Below are 13828 nucleotides of genomic sequence, written 5' to 3' on the forward strand. Positions count from 1 at the left end.
CACCGGAGTCTTCGATTGGTAAACTCCAGCGCATCGGGCGACGCTGATACGCGCTTATAGAGTTCCTTGCGTGATTAGCTCGACGCCATCCGTTGCTCGAGCAATGTGAGCGCCGCGCCGGCGAAGGCGACCATGTTCCTGAGCCGGTCACTACGCCTGGTTTCGAGGGTCTTCGCCACGGTGGTGACACCCGCGACAGCGAAGCAACAATGGCCGGCGGCATCGCCGTAGGGGTTTCCGGTCGGTCCGGCCGCGCCGGTTTCCGAAATGCCCCAGCTCGCGCTAAACCGCTCGCGGACGGTATTGGCGAGCAACACGGCATAGGGTTCGCTCGCTGACTGCAGGCCGCACATATCTTCGCGCGTGAGGTTGAGAAGGCGATGCCGTGCTCGCGGCGTGTAAATCACGCCGCCGCCGAGATAATAGGCCGACGCTCCCGGGACTGCGAGCAGCGCCGCCGAGATCAGTCCACCGCTCGAAGACTCGGCGACAGCGATCGTCTGGTTCCGCGCGATAAACATCGCCGCGATCGCGCGCGCCTGCTCGAACAGTTTATCGATGGGCATAGTGGATACGCTTATCGATGACGCTGGCTCTGTGCAAACCCGCGGCCCAGCGGCCGCTGGCTTTCGTTACGTAACGGGTTTCGTCTTTTCGCGGTTCGCCTTGCGGGTGGCCGCTGCCTTGACCCCGCGCAGCTTCGCGGCTTCGGGCGAGATCGATCCCGGTGTGCGCTTGGGGATTTGTACCTCGGCGTCGCCGTGGCCCTTGTTGGCCAGCTCCTTGTCAAACTCACCTGCCTCGACGGCCGCACGCATGCTCCCGAGGAATGCCTCGAAATGCTCGGCCGGCAGGTGGTTGGTCGCTTCGCCGTTGATGTTGAGCGTGTCGCCGGCGACTTTCACTGTCAGTGCGACGACGCCATTTTTGACGCGGTACCAGCCGGTCGGCGTTCCAGTCGAGCCGGTCTTGAACTGCGCCAGTGTGCGATCGATACCGCGGAGCAGTGGTCGGCGTGCCTTCGTCGGATCAACTGCCTTGCGGTCGAACACATGCTTGAGGGCATTGTCGATAACGCCGAGATAATCCTTCAAAGGCATCCTCATCTCCATCAATCAGTCTACGGTGTGCAGGCCGGTGTCCAAAACACAGCTAGACTTCACAAGACCATACCGTCAACTGAACGAACGACACTGCTGCGCCCGTAAACACAGTTCGCTGCCGGAAAGAGACGACGATCGATCAGCGGCCCGGTTTGGGCAGTCTTTGCCGCTCTGCAGAGGTCGTCCGGGTGCGCAATGCGCCTTCGATCAAACCTTCGAGCCGGATTACCCGATCGCGCGTGTCCGATACCTTACCGGTCAAACTCTCGACCGACGCGTCGAGCCGGGTCACGCGATCCTCGAGCTTGATCACCTTGCCGACCGCGTCGAGGAGATCACCCATCCAGGTCATAGAACTGTGTCTGCGAGCGCATCGAGATCGAGGTAGGTGCCAGCTGCCTCGAGACGAGCCGTGATCTCGTCGCGGCGGGCCTGTTCGCGCGCGGGATCGAGAAGATCGTCGACTCGAGCGATCGTTCGGTCGAGCCGTGCTCCGATGCGGTCGGCCGCGGCGTTCACCTGGACCACCAACTGGCGGACCGCTGCAATCTCATCGGCGGTTGGCGCCTCGTCGGCCTGACGCACGGCGCGGCGGACATACTCCGCCATGGTGAGACCGGCCGCATCGGCAGCTTGCTTCCACCGGCTTTTTTCGTCGCGATCGACGTTGATCAGGAAACCCGACGTCCGCGTCGGGCTCGTCGTTGCTGCCGAAGATGCCATGCCTGCCTCGGTTGATATCTATATAGGCCATATATAAAAGTGCTGGGCGATGTCACAAGAGGATTGTGTCGCGCGATGGCGCTGCTTAGTCGGCCGCAAATCGCTTCGCCAGTCGCGCGCTCGCACCGCTTTCGTCGCGAGCTTCGCCTCGTAGCGCATCACCGTTTTGGCATCGCGCCAGCTGTACGCATGCATTATTGTCGGCAGCCCCCCCCCCCCGGCCGCAAAATTGTCCTGCGCCTCTCCGACCCGGATCAAATGTGTCCCGCACGCTGCGCCCGCGCATGCACCGGATCGCACTCGACATGCTGACCCCGAACCGGGCCGCGCGACAATGATAGCCGGCGACCGCGGTGAACGTCAGCCCAGCGCGATCGATCTGGCGGGCGCGTCACCAGGGCGAGCTCGTCGCGCGCTGTGCCATCAAACTTTCAGCATAGGTAGCGACCTCGCACCGCGGAACCGAACTCAAAGGTCACGCCGGCCGCAGCGATCCCCTCAGCGGGCATTGTGACGCTCGCTGGCAAAGCCGATGCGACGAGTTTCACCGCCAATCAGGAAAGACTTATCGGGCCGCCTGACTCGATGGCGCGTACAGCCAATTAAAGTGGAAAATGGTCAAAGGTGGGGTGCATAGCTGTTGACCAGCGAGGCCAAACAAACGGTAGCTATGCTCTTCGGCGTTCTAAACCCGCGTGGCGTTCTCCCCAGAATTCCGCAAGAACCGACCGTCCGCCTCCCAATCGCTGTAAATTAATCAGGAAGTATATTTCCCTTTACCAATCTCCTTGATCGATAGAAGTCGAAGACCATAAAACTGGCTATTCGACACTTGTGGATCTAAGGATAGTGTGATGATACATCTCAGAAGCAGTCGGCCTAAAATAAGGAATTTCGTATGATCGCACTTGATCCGAAAAATGAACTGCTTCCCTTGACCGCCAGCATCGTCAGCTCTCACGTCGCCAATAACTCGGTTGCGCTTTCTGACGTCCCGGTAATGATCGCAAGCGTCCATGCAGCGCTTGCTCGCCTCGGAACGCAGGTCGAACCGCAGCCCGTCCAGCAGACACCGGCGGTTTCAATCCGCGCGTCGATCAAGCCCGACTATCTTGTCTGTCTTGAGGACGGCAGAAAGCTGAAGATGCTCAAACGACATCTGATGAATGCCTTCGGGATGACGCCAGACGCGTACCGCGCCAAGTGGAACCTGCCCGCAGATTACCCGATGGTCGCCCCTGCTTATGCCGAAAAGCGTCGTAACTTGGCTTTGAAAATCGGACTCGGGCGCATGAATTCAATCGCGAAGCGCGCATCTACCGCGCGGGCCGGCGGCGCAAAGAAAACCCGCTCTCCCCGCACCTAGTGGACTGATTCTAACGTTTGGTGCCCGCGTCTGACGGCGGCGATGATTTCGTTTGGATCGGCGCGCCAGACGAAGGGACGCGGTTCCTGATTGTGCTCCTTGATGAAGCGGTTGATGGCGGCCTGGAGGTCGACGACGGAGCAGAAGACGCCATTCTTCAGGCGCCGGCGGGTCAGCTTGGCAAAGAAGCCCTCTACGGCGTTGAGCCACGAACACGACGTCGGCACGAAGTGGAACGTCCAGCGCGGATGCCGGCCGAGCCAGGCGCGGACCTTGGGCTGTTTGTGTGTGGCGTAATTGTCGAGGATGACGTGGACGGCCTTGTCGGCGGGCAACTCGGCCTCGACGGCGTTCAGGAAGCGGATGAACTCCTGGTGCCGATGGCGCTGCATGTTGCGCCCGATCACCGAGCCGTCGAGCACGTTCAGCGCCGCGAACAAGGTCGTCGTCCCGTTGCGCTTGTAGTCGTGGGTCATGGTCGCACCGCGGCCGCGCTTGAGCGGCAGCCCCGGCTGGGTACGGTCGAGCGCCTGGATCTGGCTCTTCTCGTCCACCGACAGCACGATCGCGTGTGCCGGCGGCGAGACATAGAGGCCGACCACGTCGTGCAGCTTCTCGGCAAACGCCTTGTCGTTGGACAGCTTGAAGCTCCGCCAGCGGTGCGGTGCCAGGCCATGGTCGTGCCAGATCTTCACAACCGAGGACGCAGCGATGCCGACCGCCTTGGCCATCGCACGGACCGTCCAGTGCGTCGCTTCATGGTCGGGGCGTTCAAGGGTCAGGGCCACGATCCTGTCGACGAGCCCCGCCTCGAGCGGAGCGATGCCCGGCGGGCGGGTCTTGTCGCGCAGCAAACCATCGACACCTTGGGCCATGAAGCGTTCCTGCCAGCGCCACACGCAGGTCTTCGACTTGCCGGCCGCCGCCATGATCGCGAGCGTTCCCAGCCCTTGATCCGTGAGCAGAATGATCCGTGCACGCCAGACATGCTTCTGCGGCGAACCCCGCGCCGAGACAATCGCTTCAAGCCGAGCCCTGTCTGAGGCCGTGACCTCGATCCTGATACCAGTGCGCATCCAACAACGTCGCACGTCCGACCGGCGCCGGGAATCCCCAACAGGACTCGTCCGTCTCGTTCAATCCACTAGCGACGTCATCCCACAAGAGGATCGCGTCGTTGGAGTCCGACATCGCCTGATGGGCGGGGTCAGGTGCTCGATTGGCCGCGAGCAAATCCGTTCGACATGTCTAAAATTAAATATCGCGGACATGTCGCCCCCCGCTTAAAAACGACATTTCGGGTGTGTAGGACAGTTTGGCGGCGCGGTTAGTCCAGAAGAGCGACTACTCGGCCGAAAACCGCTTCGCCAGCCGCGCGCTCGCCCCGCTTTACGCCGCCAACTTCGCCCCGTAGCGCATCACCGTCTTGGCATCGCGCCAGCGATACGCCTGCATGATTGCCGGCAGCCCCTCCCCTGCCGCAAAATTGTCCTGCGCGACTCCGACCCGGATCGAATGGCTCGACACCGCTTTGACCCAGCGCTCGAGCTCGGCCTCGCTCATGCTCCCAAGCAACTTCTTGTCGAACGCCGCGCGGACCAGCCGCTTGTAGATGACAGCAATCGTGCCGGGATGGAGCGCCCCCTCCCCCACCGTGCGAACACCACCGTCGAAGTAGGTTTCGACCCGACGAAACAGCGCGCCGCGGTCGATATGCCCCATCTCGCGCCAGCGTTTGATCGCCTTCATCGCCGCCGGCGACAGATAGGCGAGCGCCCCCTCCCCCTCCCGATCTGTCTTGCTCCGCGGGATCAACAGCGTCCCCGCCCCCTCGCCATCGGGCCCATCGATGTGGTCGACCTCGATCGCCACCAGTTCCGAGCGCCGGCAGCCGGTGTCATAGGCGAGCAGCAGCAGCGCCTGGTCGCGCGCGCCCAGCATGTCCTTGCGGCACGCCTTGAGCAGCGTCGCGAGGCACACCCCCGCCGACGGCCCGTCGAGGTCGGTGACGTCGCCCTTGAACCGGATCGCGCGCGCCTGGCGTTGCCGCACACCGAGGATCTTGCGCGCTGCCTTATGCTCGAACCGCACCAGTGGCGCTGCGGTTGGATCGTCGCGCCCCGCCATACGGTACGCCCAGCCGATATGGACGAGGTACCTCCCGATCGTGGCGGCGGCACGCTCGCCGGTGGCGCGCACCGCGTCACTCCCCAGGTCCTGCCCCGACAGCGCACGGACATAGGCCGCAACGGTGTTGGCGGTGGCGCTGCCGGTCTGGACCCGCGAGCGTCGGCACCACGTGTCCCACAGCCGCAGGTCCGACAGGAACGCGCGCACGGTGTTCGCCGACCACGCCCGCGCGGCGGCGGCGACGAGTGCCGGGTCGAGTAGCTGGCGATGGGGTGCAAGCGCAGTGATTTCGTCGACGATGACGGCGAGCGACGCCGGTTCGGCGCGGGGCGTGAGGGCGGGAGCGGCCATTGACGCCGATTAGGGGCTCCGAGGGAATCTCTACAGCCTTGTAGGCTAAGGGATATGGCAGGGTTCCCGGCACGACCGTCATTGATATATGGTAAGCACACCTATCGCTGTTTCTCTGATCTGGGTTAGAAGGAGAATGGGCAAAGATACGCTAATCGCGATCAGGCGCGCGAACGCTGGCCGATTCGAAAAGCGGCCGGATGCAGTAACTTGCGAGCTCAGAGAAGCGCGCCTTCAGCGAGGCAGGATTTCCGTCGCCTACGCGGTAAAGTTCAGGCCGTTATTTATTCAGAACCCTGTGTCCACTTGCCGGTATTGACTCGGCGCGAAGCGCCGTCGTGAACCACCCAAGGTCGCGTTCGGCGGCACTCGCAAGGGTAGCCTCGAGCCCGCGATAGGCTGTAAGTAATTGCTGCCCGAGTGGCGTAAGGCGCGCGCCGCGTTCGCGACCGCCACCGATCGCTGTTTCGACGACGCGCTCCGCCCAACAACGGTTCATTGTGTCAACCAGCTGCCAACACCGCCGGTAGCTCATGCCGAGGGCACGGCCTGCAGCTGAAATTGAGCCTTCTCGATCGATCGCTCCGAGCAAATCGGCTTTGCCCGGACCCATGGCCGTCTCGCCACCACACATAATTTGAGCTTTTAACTTCAACGAGCCTTCCGGCATCGACTCCACCTCCCTTGTCCAATTTAACTGAATAGCACGGGCCCCGGTTGCCTCTCTATATTCGATCAGACATAGAGGCGGTGAACACGCAGCGGGGTAAATGATTCGTGAGGCGCAGCTGCGGTCGGGTTTGTTTCGTCCTCCTGGGGTCGACGGCGGGGGCGTTCGCCGCGCAAGCGCAGGAAGCAGGCACAGTTTCGCCGGAGATCGTCGTCAACGGCATCCTGCCGTCTGCCGATGATACATATCGCGTTCCGACCATCGAGGTCGGACCGCTTGGCACCAAATCTCTTCTCGATACGCCGTACTCGATCAGCGTCGTTCCAGTGAACCTGGCCGAAAACCAGCAATTGCAGAGCGTGCGCGAGCTGTTCCGCTACATTCCTTCGGTCCAGGGCGAGAACATTCGGCCGCAGTCCCGCGGCTTGCAGGCCGGCGTCGTGCAGAACACGCACATTGATGGCCTCAACATCGCCGCGACGACCGATTACGCGATCGAGCAGTTCGAGCGGATCGAAGTTCTGAACGGCCTTGCCGGCGCGCTCTATGGGCCAGCAAGCCCGGCGGGAACATTCAACTATGTCTTCAAGCGCCCGACCGCGCAGCCGCTTAACGCGCTGACTTTCGGCTATAATACGCAAGGGTCGTTGATCGAACGCGCCGATCTCAGCCGCCGCTTCGGTAATGACGGCATCTTCGGCGCGCGGGTCAACCTGCTTAACCAGGCAGGCGAGGGCTACGTCGGCGACAGCAACCTGAAGCGCCAGTTGGCGAGCCTCGCCCTCGACGCACGCGTCACGCCCGGTACCCTCGTCGAAAGCAACCTCAGCGCCTATCAGTATGTTGCGACCGGCTTTCCCGGCACCTTCGCGCTGGCCAAGGGCATTCCGTTTCCGTCGCCGCCCGACCCGACGATGAAGGGTTATGGACTCAAGTGGGCGGGAGACGACAACGTCACGCACATTGGCAGCGGCCGTCTGCTGCAGGATTTCGGCAACGACTGGCGTTTGACTGCCGGCGTACTTTACATGACCAATGACCGAGCTTCGACGGTTCCGACCGACACCATTACCAGCACAACCGGAGCGTATACCGCAACGACCGTCAACACGACCTTCAGCCTGGATACCGTTCTCAGCAACAGCGCGTCGCTCAATGGCAAGCTAAGGGTCGGTGCGATCACCAATGACCTGTTCATCGGCACAACAGGCTTCACGTGGCAGCGCTACACGCCGTTCCGGACCGGCGCGATCACGCTCGGGAAGGCGACGCTGGCCAATCCGATCGCATTTGCTCAACCCGTGCTGCCGGACTTCAATAACCGCTTTCACGCCCAGACAACGACCCAGCAATCGATCAGCTTTGGCGATACACTCGGTTTCAGCGACCATCTGTCTGTCCTCGTGGCCGCGAGTCAGAGCTGGATCCGCGCGAGTAACATCAACCGGACCGGTGTGTTGACGTCGCGGTATGCCGCCGACGGCATCAGCCCGACGGCAAGTCTAATCTATAAGCCGTTCGCCAATATGACGGCCTACTTGACCTTTGCGAATAGCTTGCAACAGGGCGACGCCGCCCCGGCCGGCACCGTCAACGCGGGCGATGCGCTCGCACCCTACCGCAGCACCGAATGGGAAGCGGGCTACAAAATTGATGTGGCGCGCGTGAATCTTGCGCTCGCGCTCTACCAGATCAGACGACCCTATCCATTCGTCGGGCCGAACAACGTCTTCGCGATCCGCGGACAGCAGCGTAACCGCGGCATCGAGATTTCCGCGAATGGCCGGGTGACGAACGCGCTCAATGTCTATGCCGGGCTCTCCTATATTGACCCCAAGCTATTCGACACCGGTGCGGTCGCGACAACCGACAAGCAAATCCTCGGTCTGTCGCAGATGACTTTCGACGTTTTGCTCGAGTATCGCCTGCCATTCCTGCCCGCGCTCACGCTCAGTACGAACATCAATCATGCCAGTCGCCGTCCTGGCAATTACACGAACACGGACTTTGTCGACGGCTACACGCTGGTTGACCTCGATGCGCGATATCAGATGCACGTGACGGGGCGGCCGGTGGCACTGCGGTTGGCGGTCGATAATATCGGCGATCAACGCTATTGGGCGAACATCGCGCCGACTGGCCAGAACGGCTATAACAGCACGGACAGCGGCACCGGCACGATCGATGCGCCGCGGACATTCCGTGCCTCGATTGAGGTAGGCCTGTGAAACGCTCCTTTTTCTTCATGCTGGCAGCCGCTTGCTTCCTTGGAAGTGCCGGGCATGGTCAGCCTATGTCAGCCCCCCTGGTCGTCTATTCGGCGGGTAGCATGACCGGCGCGCTCGGTGCGATGCTGAGACGCTACACCGCCGAAACCGGGAACCGGGTCGATCTGCACACAGGTCCCGCTGGGCTGCTGCTCGGAAAGATCGAGGATGGCGACAGGGTCGATCTCTTCATCTCGGCGAACATGAAACATCCGCAGAAATTGACGGCCGAGGGCAAATCGACCGCGACGGTTGTCTTCGCGCGTAACCGCATCTGCGTGTCGGCCTTGCCCGCAGTCGGCCTGACCAGCGCCAATCTGCTCGACAAGCTGCTCGATCTCGGCACCGCAATCGGCACGTCGACACCCAAAGCAGACCCTGGCGGTGACTACGCATGGGAACTGTTCGACAAGGCTGGAACGGTACGGCCGGGCGCTACTGCAATACTCAAAGCCAAGGCGCAACAACTCGTCGGCGGTCGTATCGAGTCGGCCAAGCCCCGCGGTCCGAGCACGGCGAAAGAGTTCATGGTCGAGCACCACATCAACGTGTCGATCGGCTATTGCAGCTCGCACGAAATGACGCCCGACATGAGCGTCGATCGGGTCGAGCTTCCGCCAGATCTTGCGATTCGTGTGAACTATGGGATGACGGTGCTGACCACCGCGCGCGATGGCGCACGGCGTGAAGCAGCCGATCGACTGGCGCTCTATCTTATGAGCCCGGTCGTCCAGGCTATGATGGTGCCGTATGGTTTCATTCCGGTCGCCGCAAATTCGTCGGCACCGTGAGAATTTCGTTTGAAGACGAATGATGTGACGCGCTCATAGCAATAGATTGTAGGCGGCGATGGAAGCGCAAACATCCTCGTGAATGTCCTGATGATCGGTTTGGGCGGGAGCGACTGCTCTGTGAGATGTCGGCAAACAGATGATTGCCGTCGGGCCCGCCCAAGCCGTTCGCAGGCTCGCGAGAATGCTGTTTTTATCAACGACAAATCCTGTCGGATCGCTAGGATGCGCGACAACGCTTGGTTTGAGGTTTGCCGCACATGCTGGTCGGTTACATGCGGGTATCGACCAGTGACGAGCGACAGTCGGTCGATCTGCAGCGCGACGCGCTGCTGGGCGCGGGCGTCGATGAGCGCCATCTCCATCAGGACCGCGCCTCCGGTGCGCGCGACGATCGTCCTGGGCTAAAAGCCTGTGTCGATGACCTGCGTGCCGGAGACGTCCTAGTCGTCTGGAAACTCGACCGGCTCGGCCGGTCGCTGTCGCACCTGCTCAAGATTGTCGAACAACTAAAGCAGCGCGGCGTCGCCTTTCGCTCACTGACCGAGGCGATCGACACGACCAGCGTGCACGGCACATTCCTGTTCAATCTGTTCGGTACGCTTGCCGAATACGAACGCGCGCTGATCACCGAGCGGGTCAATGCCGGATTGGCCGCCGCACGCCGCCGCGGTCGCAAAGGTGGGCGGCCGCCGTCGATCGACGCGGAACGGACCGACCAGATCATCGCCGCCCTCGACGGCGGAGCCAGCAAGGCTTCGGTCTGCCGCAGCTTCAAAGTGCCCCGCTCGACCCTGATCGACATGCTGAAGCGGACTGGGTGGGCCGGAGCAGGAGCGCTGGCTAAAGCTTCGGCCTGATAGAGCCGCGAAGCATGGCATTTCTTGACGCCGCCGCGCTGACGCTCCTGCTCGAACCGCCGGAGGCGCACGACGACGCGATTTCCCGCTACGCTCTCACCCGCGATGACATTGCGTTCGCCCGGCATCGGCGTCGCTCGCATAATCGTCTGGGGTTCGCTGTGCAGCTCGCCCTCATCCGCGATCTCGGGCGGCCACTCCGCGCCGGCGAAGCTGTTCCGGCGGCCGTCCTCGAGACGGTGGCCGATCAGCTGGGCATCGATCCGGTGGTTTTCGATCTCTACGGCCGCCGCGACGAGACCCGACGCGAGCATGTCGCCGAGATCATGGCGCAGCTGGACCTGCGGCCAATGCGCGAAAGCGTTTACCGGATGTGCATTCGCGCCGCCGCTGGCGGTGCGGTCGCCACGGAGAAGGGCGAACCGATCGCGCTCGCGGTAATCGACGCCTTGAAGGCCGCGCGGATTGTCGTGCCGGGCGCGCGCCTGGTCGAACGGCTCGCGCTCTCGGGCCGGGCAATGGCGCGGCGACAATCCTATCGCCACCTCATCGGCGGACTCGATCCGGGGCACCTCGCCGGCCTCGACGCCCTGCTGAGCGAGCGGACCGGTGATCGCACGATGCTCGGGTGGATCGCCGATGCCCCCGAGGGTGCCAGGCTGAAGAGCCTCAGGAGCGTGATTGCACGCCTCGAAGTGTTGCGCCGGATCGACATCGCGGACGATCGGCGGAAGATGATCCATGCCAATCGCTACGGTGTCATCGCCCGCGAAGCACGTATCCTCCATGCCCGCGAGCTGCTGCGCTTCGCCCCCGAACGCCGCTCGGCGACGCTGACCGCGTTCGTCATTGAACGCCAAGCGGCACTGACCGATCTGGCGATCGACCTTTTCGGCAAGTTGCTTGGCAGCGCCCGGCGCAAGGCGGAGATTGGCCGCAGGGAGCGCCTCCTTGCGGAGGCGAAAGTCCTCGCCGGGGTCGCGATCAATCATGTGCAGCTCGGGGAGGCCCTGATGACGGCGCGTGCCGCCGGAGGCGATCTTGCTGCCGCGATTGCCGGCACGCTGGGGTGGGACGGTCTTGCCGCCAGCGTCGGGACCGCATCAGCCCTCGTCAATCCTGACCGGCATGACGAGTTCGACGATCTCGTTGATCGGCACAAGTCGCTCCGCTCCGCCGCCCGGATCGTGTTCGCCGCCTTTCGCTTCCAGTCGTTCCGGCCGAGCGATCAGATACTGGCTTCGATCGCGCTGCTGCAGGCGCACTATGACGGCCGCCGGCTGCCAGAGCAGTTGCCATTGACGTTCCTGACGCGGAACTGGCGCCGGCGTGTTCGCGGCGGAAACGGCGTCATCGACATCCGCGCCTGGGAAGTTGCCGTCCTCGTCCACCTGCGCGACCGGCTGCGCGCCGGCGATATCTGGGTCGAGGGCAGCCGCGCGTGGCGGAGCTTCGAGGATTATTTGCTGCCACGGCCAACGTTCGAGGTAATGCGCGCCGAGCAGCGCCTCGGGCTCGGCGTGCCCGACAGCTTCGCGGCATGGCGGGACGAGCGGACCGCGACCCTTGACGCGAAACTGAAGGCGCTGGCCGCGGCCGCCGCCGCGAACGAGATCCCTGACGCGACCCTGACCGAGAAGCGATTGTCGATCAGCCCGATCGGCGAGGACGACCGGGAACGCATCGTCGCCCTCAGCCGCCGCCTCTACACCATCGTTCCGCGGGTGCGGGTCACCAGTCTGCTGGCCGAGGTCAATCGCTGGACCGGCTTCCTCGACAGCTTCACCCATTACCGGACTGGCGAGACGGCGGGCGACGAAGCCGCGCTAATGGCCGCCATCCTCGCCGACGCGACCAACTCGGGAACCGAGCGCATGGCGGAAAGTTCGCGCGGCGTCACCATTCATCAGATGATGCTGATGGTCGACCGCCATCTGCGCCCCGATACTTACGCCGCGGCGACGGCCGTGCTGGTCGACGCGCAGCAGGCCCACCCGTTCGCCGCGATCTGGGGTGACGGTCACGTATCGTCGTCTGACGGCCAGTTCTTTCCCGCGGGCGGGCGCGGCGAGGCGACCCTCGACTATAACGCCAAGTACGGCAAGCGGCCCGGCGCGTCGCTTTACGGCTTCCTCTCCAACCGCTTCGCCTCGTTCTTTTCGCGCCTGATCCAAGCGTCGGAAAACGAAGCGCCGTATGTCCTCGACGGGCTCCTCCACAACGAGAGTTCGGTCGAGATTCACGAGCACGCAATCGACACCGCCGGTGCAACCGAGACGGTGTTCGCGATGTTCCACCTGTTCGGCTATCGGCTGATCCCGCGCATCCGCAATCTCGGCTCGCGGCGGCTGTTCGTGATCACTCCCGACCCGGCCTACGCGCCGTTGGCTCCGCTGATCGGCGGCACGATCGACATGCGCCGTATCGAGCCGCAATGGGACGAGGTCCTGCGCCTCAGTGCTTCAATCGGGTCCGGCCTCGTGCCCCCTTCGGTGATCCTCAAGAAGATCGCCGCCACCCCGCGGCAAAACGGCCTGTCGCTCGCGCTGCGCGAAATCGGCCGGATCGAACGATCGATCTTCATCTGCGACTGGCTGCTCGATCCCAAGTTACGCCGCCGCTCGCATGCCATCCTCAACAAGGGCGAAAGCCGCCATGCGCTCGCTCGCGCCGTGTTCCTCCATCAGCTCGGCGAACTCCGCAACCGGATCGCCGAAACGATGGCGTATCGCGCCTCCGGCCTCAACCTCGTGGTCAACGCCATCATCCTGTGGAACACCGTCTATCTCAGCCGCGCCGTCCGCTTCGTCGCCGACCAGGGCGTGACTATTCCGGATGCCCTTCTTACCCAGGTCGCGCCGCTCCCCTGGAGCCATATTGCGCTAACCGGCGACTATCTCTGGAACGAAATTGACCAACCCCTCGAACGCTACCGTCCGCTGCGAGCCAATCGGTTCAATCCAAAGACCTTCCTGTCGCCTTAGCGTATCTTTATGCCATTGATCGAATGACGCAATAACGCTGAACGTTGGTTTTTTGTTCTCTTCAAGCCAAAGTGGACTCGTGCCTACCCACGCCATCAATCGCCCCCCACCGGGGCGGCACCGGGGCTGAAAGCGGTCCGGCCGCTTTCCGGCGAGCAAAGCGGCATACCTGCCATTCGCCAAGTTGCGGATCCGAGGCCGGCCACCGCCCCCGTCGCGGACTGTCAACAGACGTCGAAGCGGGACCCCTCTGCCTCACTTAATAACCCTTTATGATGGCGCTAAAACCGGATGGTCTGAGAATCCCGGTCGTCGCCTGTCAATAAGCGTCGAAGAAGGACCTCCCGGTTTCAAGGCGTAACCCTTTAATGCCGCACCAGTTATCGCCATCGGCGGGGGGGCCCGATCGGCGCCGATTGGGACCCCCTCTGCATAAAGAAAAGTCTACGACTACAATCACTTGCCTCAAATTGGGTAGGGTCCCGCTTCGACGCCTATCTACAGCGATGGCCTCAATCACCCAAACACGAATCAGCTGTGCAATTGTTGCACCGGTATCTTCGGTCGGCGCGCCGGGTTCGAC

The 13828-nt window shown here is 62.8% G+C and carries 12 protein-coding genes and 1 pseudogene; 5 read left to right on the forward strand and 8 right to left on the reverse strand.

Going from position 1 to position 13828, the window contains the following annotated elements:
• Positions 1-74: 74 nt before the first annotated feature.
• From KTC28_RS18855 to KTC28_RS22965, 5 genes and pseudogenes are all read right to left on the reverse strand, one after another.
• On the reverse strand, positions 75-560 hold the full coding sequence (locus KTC28_RS18855; protein WP_439650132.1) for a CinA family protein: 486 nt from the start codon (positions 558-560) through the stop codon (positions 75-77).
• Positions 561-632: 72 nt separating this feature from the next.
• The gene (locus tag KTC28_RS18860; protein WP_216710596.1) at positions 633-1100 is read right to left on the reverse strand and encodes a hypothetical protein; all 468 of its coding nucleotides are present in this window, start codon (positions 1098-1100) and stop codon (positions 633-635) included.
• Positions 1101-1242: 142 nt separating this feature from the next.
• Positions 1243-1455 (reverse strand): hypothetical protein, encoded by a 213-nt coding sequence (locus KTC28_RS18865; RefSeq protein ID WP_223132348.1) that lies wholly within the window; start codon positions 1453-1455, stop codon positions 1243-1245.
• Positions 1452-1826, reverse strand: coding sequence for a hypothetical protein (locus tag KTC28_RS18870; RefSeq protein WP_223132349.1), 375 nt, complete (start codon positions 1824-1826; stop codon positions 1452-1454). Before KTC28_RS18870 ends, KTC28_RS18865 begins: the two co-directional genes overlap by 4 nt.
• Positions 1827-1911: 85 nt before the next feature.
• A pseudogene (locus tag KTC28_RS22965) lies at positions 1912-2099 on the reverse strand (hypothetical protein); the annotation flags it as partial.
• 625 nt (positions 2100-2724) lie between these two features.
• On the opposite strand from KTC28_RS22965, the gene KTC28_RS18875 reads away from it, so the two are divergent.
• Positions 2725-3192, forward strand: coding sequence for a Ros/MucR family transcriptional regulator (locus tag KTC28_RS18875; RefSeq protein ID WP_216711699.1), 468 nt, complete (start codon positions 2725-2727; stop codon positions 3190-3192).
• Here the strand turns inward: KTC28_RS18875 and KTC28_RS18880 are convergent.
• The 3 genes from KTC28_RS18880 to KTC28_RS18890 form a co-directional block, all read right to left on the reverse strand.
• Complete coding sequence (locus tag KTC28_RS18880; protein WP_216711703.1) at positions 3189-4268, reverse strand: IS630 family transposase; 1080 nt, start codon at positions 4266-4268, stop codon at positions 3189-3191. The genes KTC28_RS18875 and KTC28_RS18880 overlap by 4 nt on opposite strands.
• A 313-nt stretch (positions 4269-4581) precedes the next feature.
• The gene (locus KTC28_RS18885) at positions 4582-5673 is read right to left on the reverse strand and encodes a tyrosine-type recombinase/integrase (RefSeq protein ID WP_216711073.1); all 1092 of its coding nucleotides are present in this window, start codon (positions 5671-5673) and stop codon (positions 4582-4584) included.
• Between the two features lie 280 nt (positions 5674-5953).
• Complete coding sequence (locus tag KTC28_RS18890) at positions 5954-6343, reverse strand: winged helix-turn-helix domain-containing protein (RefSeq protein WP_216711072.1); 390 nt, start codon at positions 6341-6343, stop codon at positions 5954-5956.
• A 326-nt stretch (positions 6344-6669) separates the two neighbouring features.
• On the opposite strand from KTC28_RS18890, the gene KTC28_RS18895 reads away from it, so the two are divergent.
• The 4 genes from KTC28_RS18895 to KTC28_RS18910 all read left to right on the forward strand — a co-directional run bounded on the left by KTC28_RS18895 (position 6670) and on the right by KTC28_RS18910 (position 13245).
• Positions 6670-8571: a TonB-dependent receptor gene (locus tag KTC28_RS18895; RefSeq protein ID WP_255602629.1), complete on the forward strand. Its 1902-nt coding sequence runs from the start codon at positions 6670-6672 to the stop codon at positions 8569-8571.
• A gap of 65 nt (positions 8572-8636) precedes the next feature.
• A complete protein-coding gene (locus KTC28_RS18900) occupies positions 8637-9401 on the forward strand; it encodes a substrate-binding domain-containing protein (RefSeq protein WP_216711070.1) in 765 nt (254 codons plus the stop codon).
• A 260-nt stretch (positions 9402-9661) separates the two neighbouring features.
• Complete coding sequence (locus KTC28_RS18905; protein WP_216711078.1) at positions 9662-10261, forward strand: recombinase family protein; 600 nt, start codon at positions 9662-9664, stop codon at positions 10259-10261.
• Positions 10262-10275: 14 nt separating this feature from the next.
• Positions 10276-13245 (forward strand): Tn3 family transposase, encoded by a 2970-nt coding sequence (locus tag KTC28_RS18910; RefSeq protein ID WP_216711069.1) that lies wholly within the window; start codon positions 10276-10278, stop codon positions 13243-13245.
• The last annotated feature ends 583 nt before the right edge of the window (positions 13246-13828 follow it).

It is taken from the genome of Polymorphobacter megasporae, from assembly GCF_018982885.2.
Lineage (GTDB): Bacteria > Pseudomonadota > Alphaproteobacteria > Sphingomonadales > Sphingomonadaceae > Polymorphobacter_B > Polymorphobacter_B megasporae.

Bases quoted from the DNA above. Each gene is read 5' to 3' on its own strand.
- KTC28_RS18860 (WP_216710596.1), bottom strand. From the start codon at position 1,100: ATGCCTTTGAAGGATTATCTCGGCGTTATCGACAATGCCCTCAAGCAT.
- KTC28_RS18865 (WP_223132348.1), bottom strand. From the start codon at position 1,455: ATGACCTGGATGGGTGATCTCCTCGACGCGGTCGGCAAGGTGATCAAG.
- KTC28_RS18870 (WP_223132349.1), bottom strand. From the start codon at position 1,826: ATGGCATCTTCGGCAGCAACGACGAGCCCGACGCGGACGTCGGGTTTC.
- KTC28_RS18875 (WP_216711699.1), top strand. From the start codon at position 2,725: ATGATCGCACTTGATCCGAAAAATGAACTGCTTCCCTTGACCGCCAGC.
- KTC28_RS18880 (WP_216711703.1), bottom strand. From the start codon at position 4,268: ATGCGCACTGGTATCAGGATCGAGGTCACGGCCTCAGACAGGGCTCGG.
- KTC28_RS18885 (WP_216711073.1), bottom strand. From the start codon at position 5,673: ATGGCCGCTCCCGCCCTCACGCCCCGCGCCGAACCGGCGTCGCTCGCC.
- KTC28_RS18890 (WP_216711072.1), bottom strand. From the start codon at position 6,343: ATGCCGGAAGGCTCGTTGAAGTTAAAAGCTCAAATTATGTGTGGTGGC.
- KTC28_RS18900 (WP_216711070.1), top strand. From the start codon at position 8,637: ATGTCAGCCCCCCTGGTCGTCTATTCGGCGGGTAGCATGACCGGCGCG.
- KTC28_RS18905 (WP_216711078.1), top strand. From the start codon at position 9,662: ATGCTGGTCGGTTACATGCGGGTATCGACCAGTGACGAGCGACAGTCG.
- KTC28_RS18910 (WP_216711069.1), top strand. From the start codon at position 10,276: ATGGCATTTCTTGACGCCGCCGCGCTGACGCTCCTGCTCGAACCGCCG.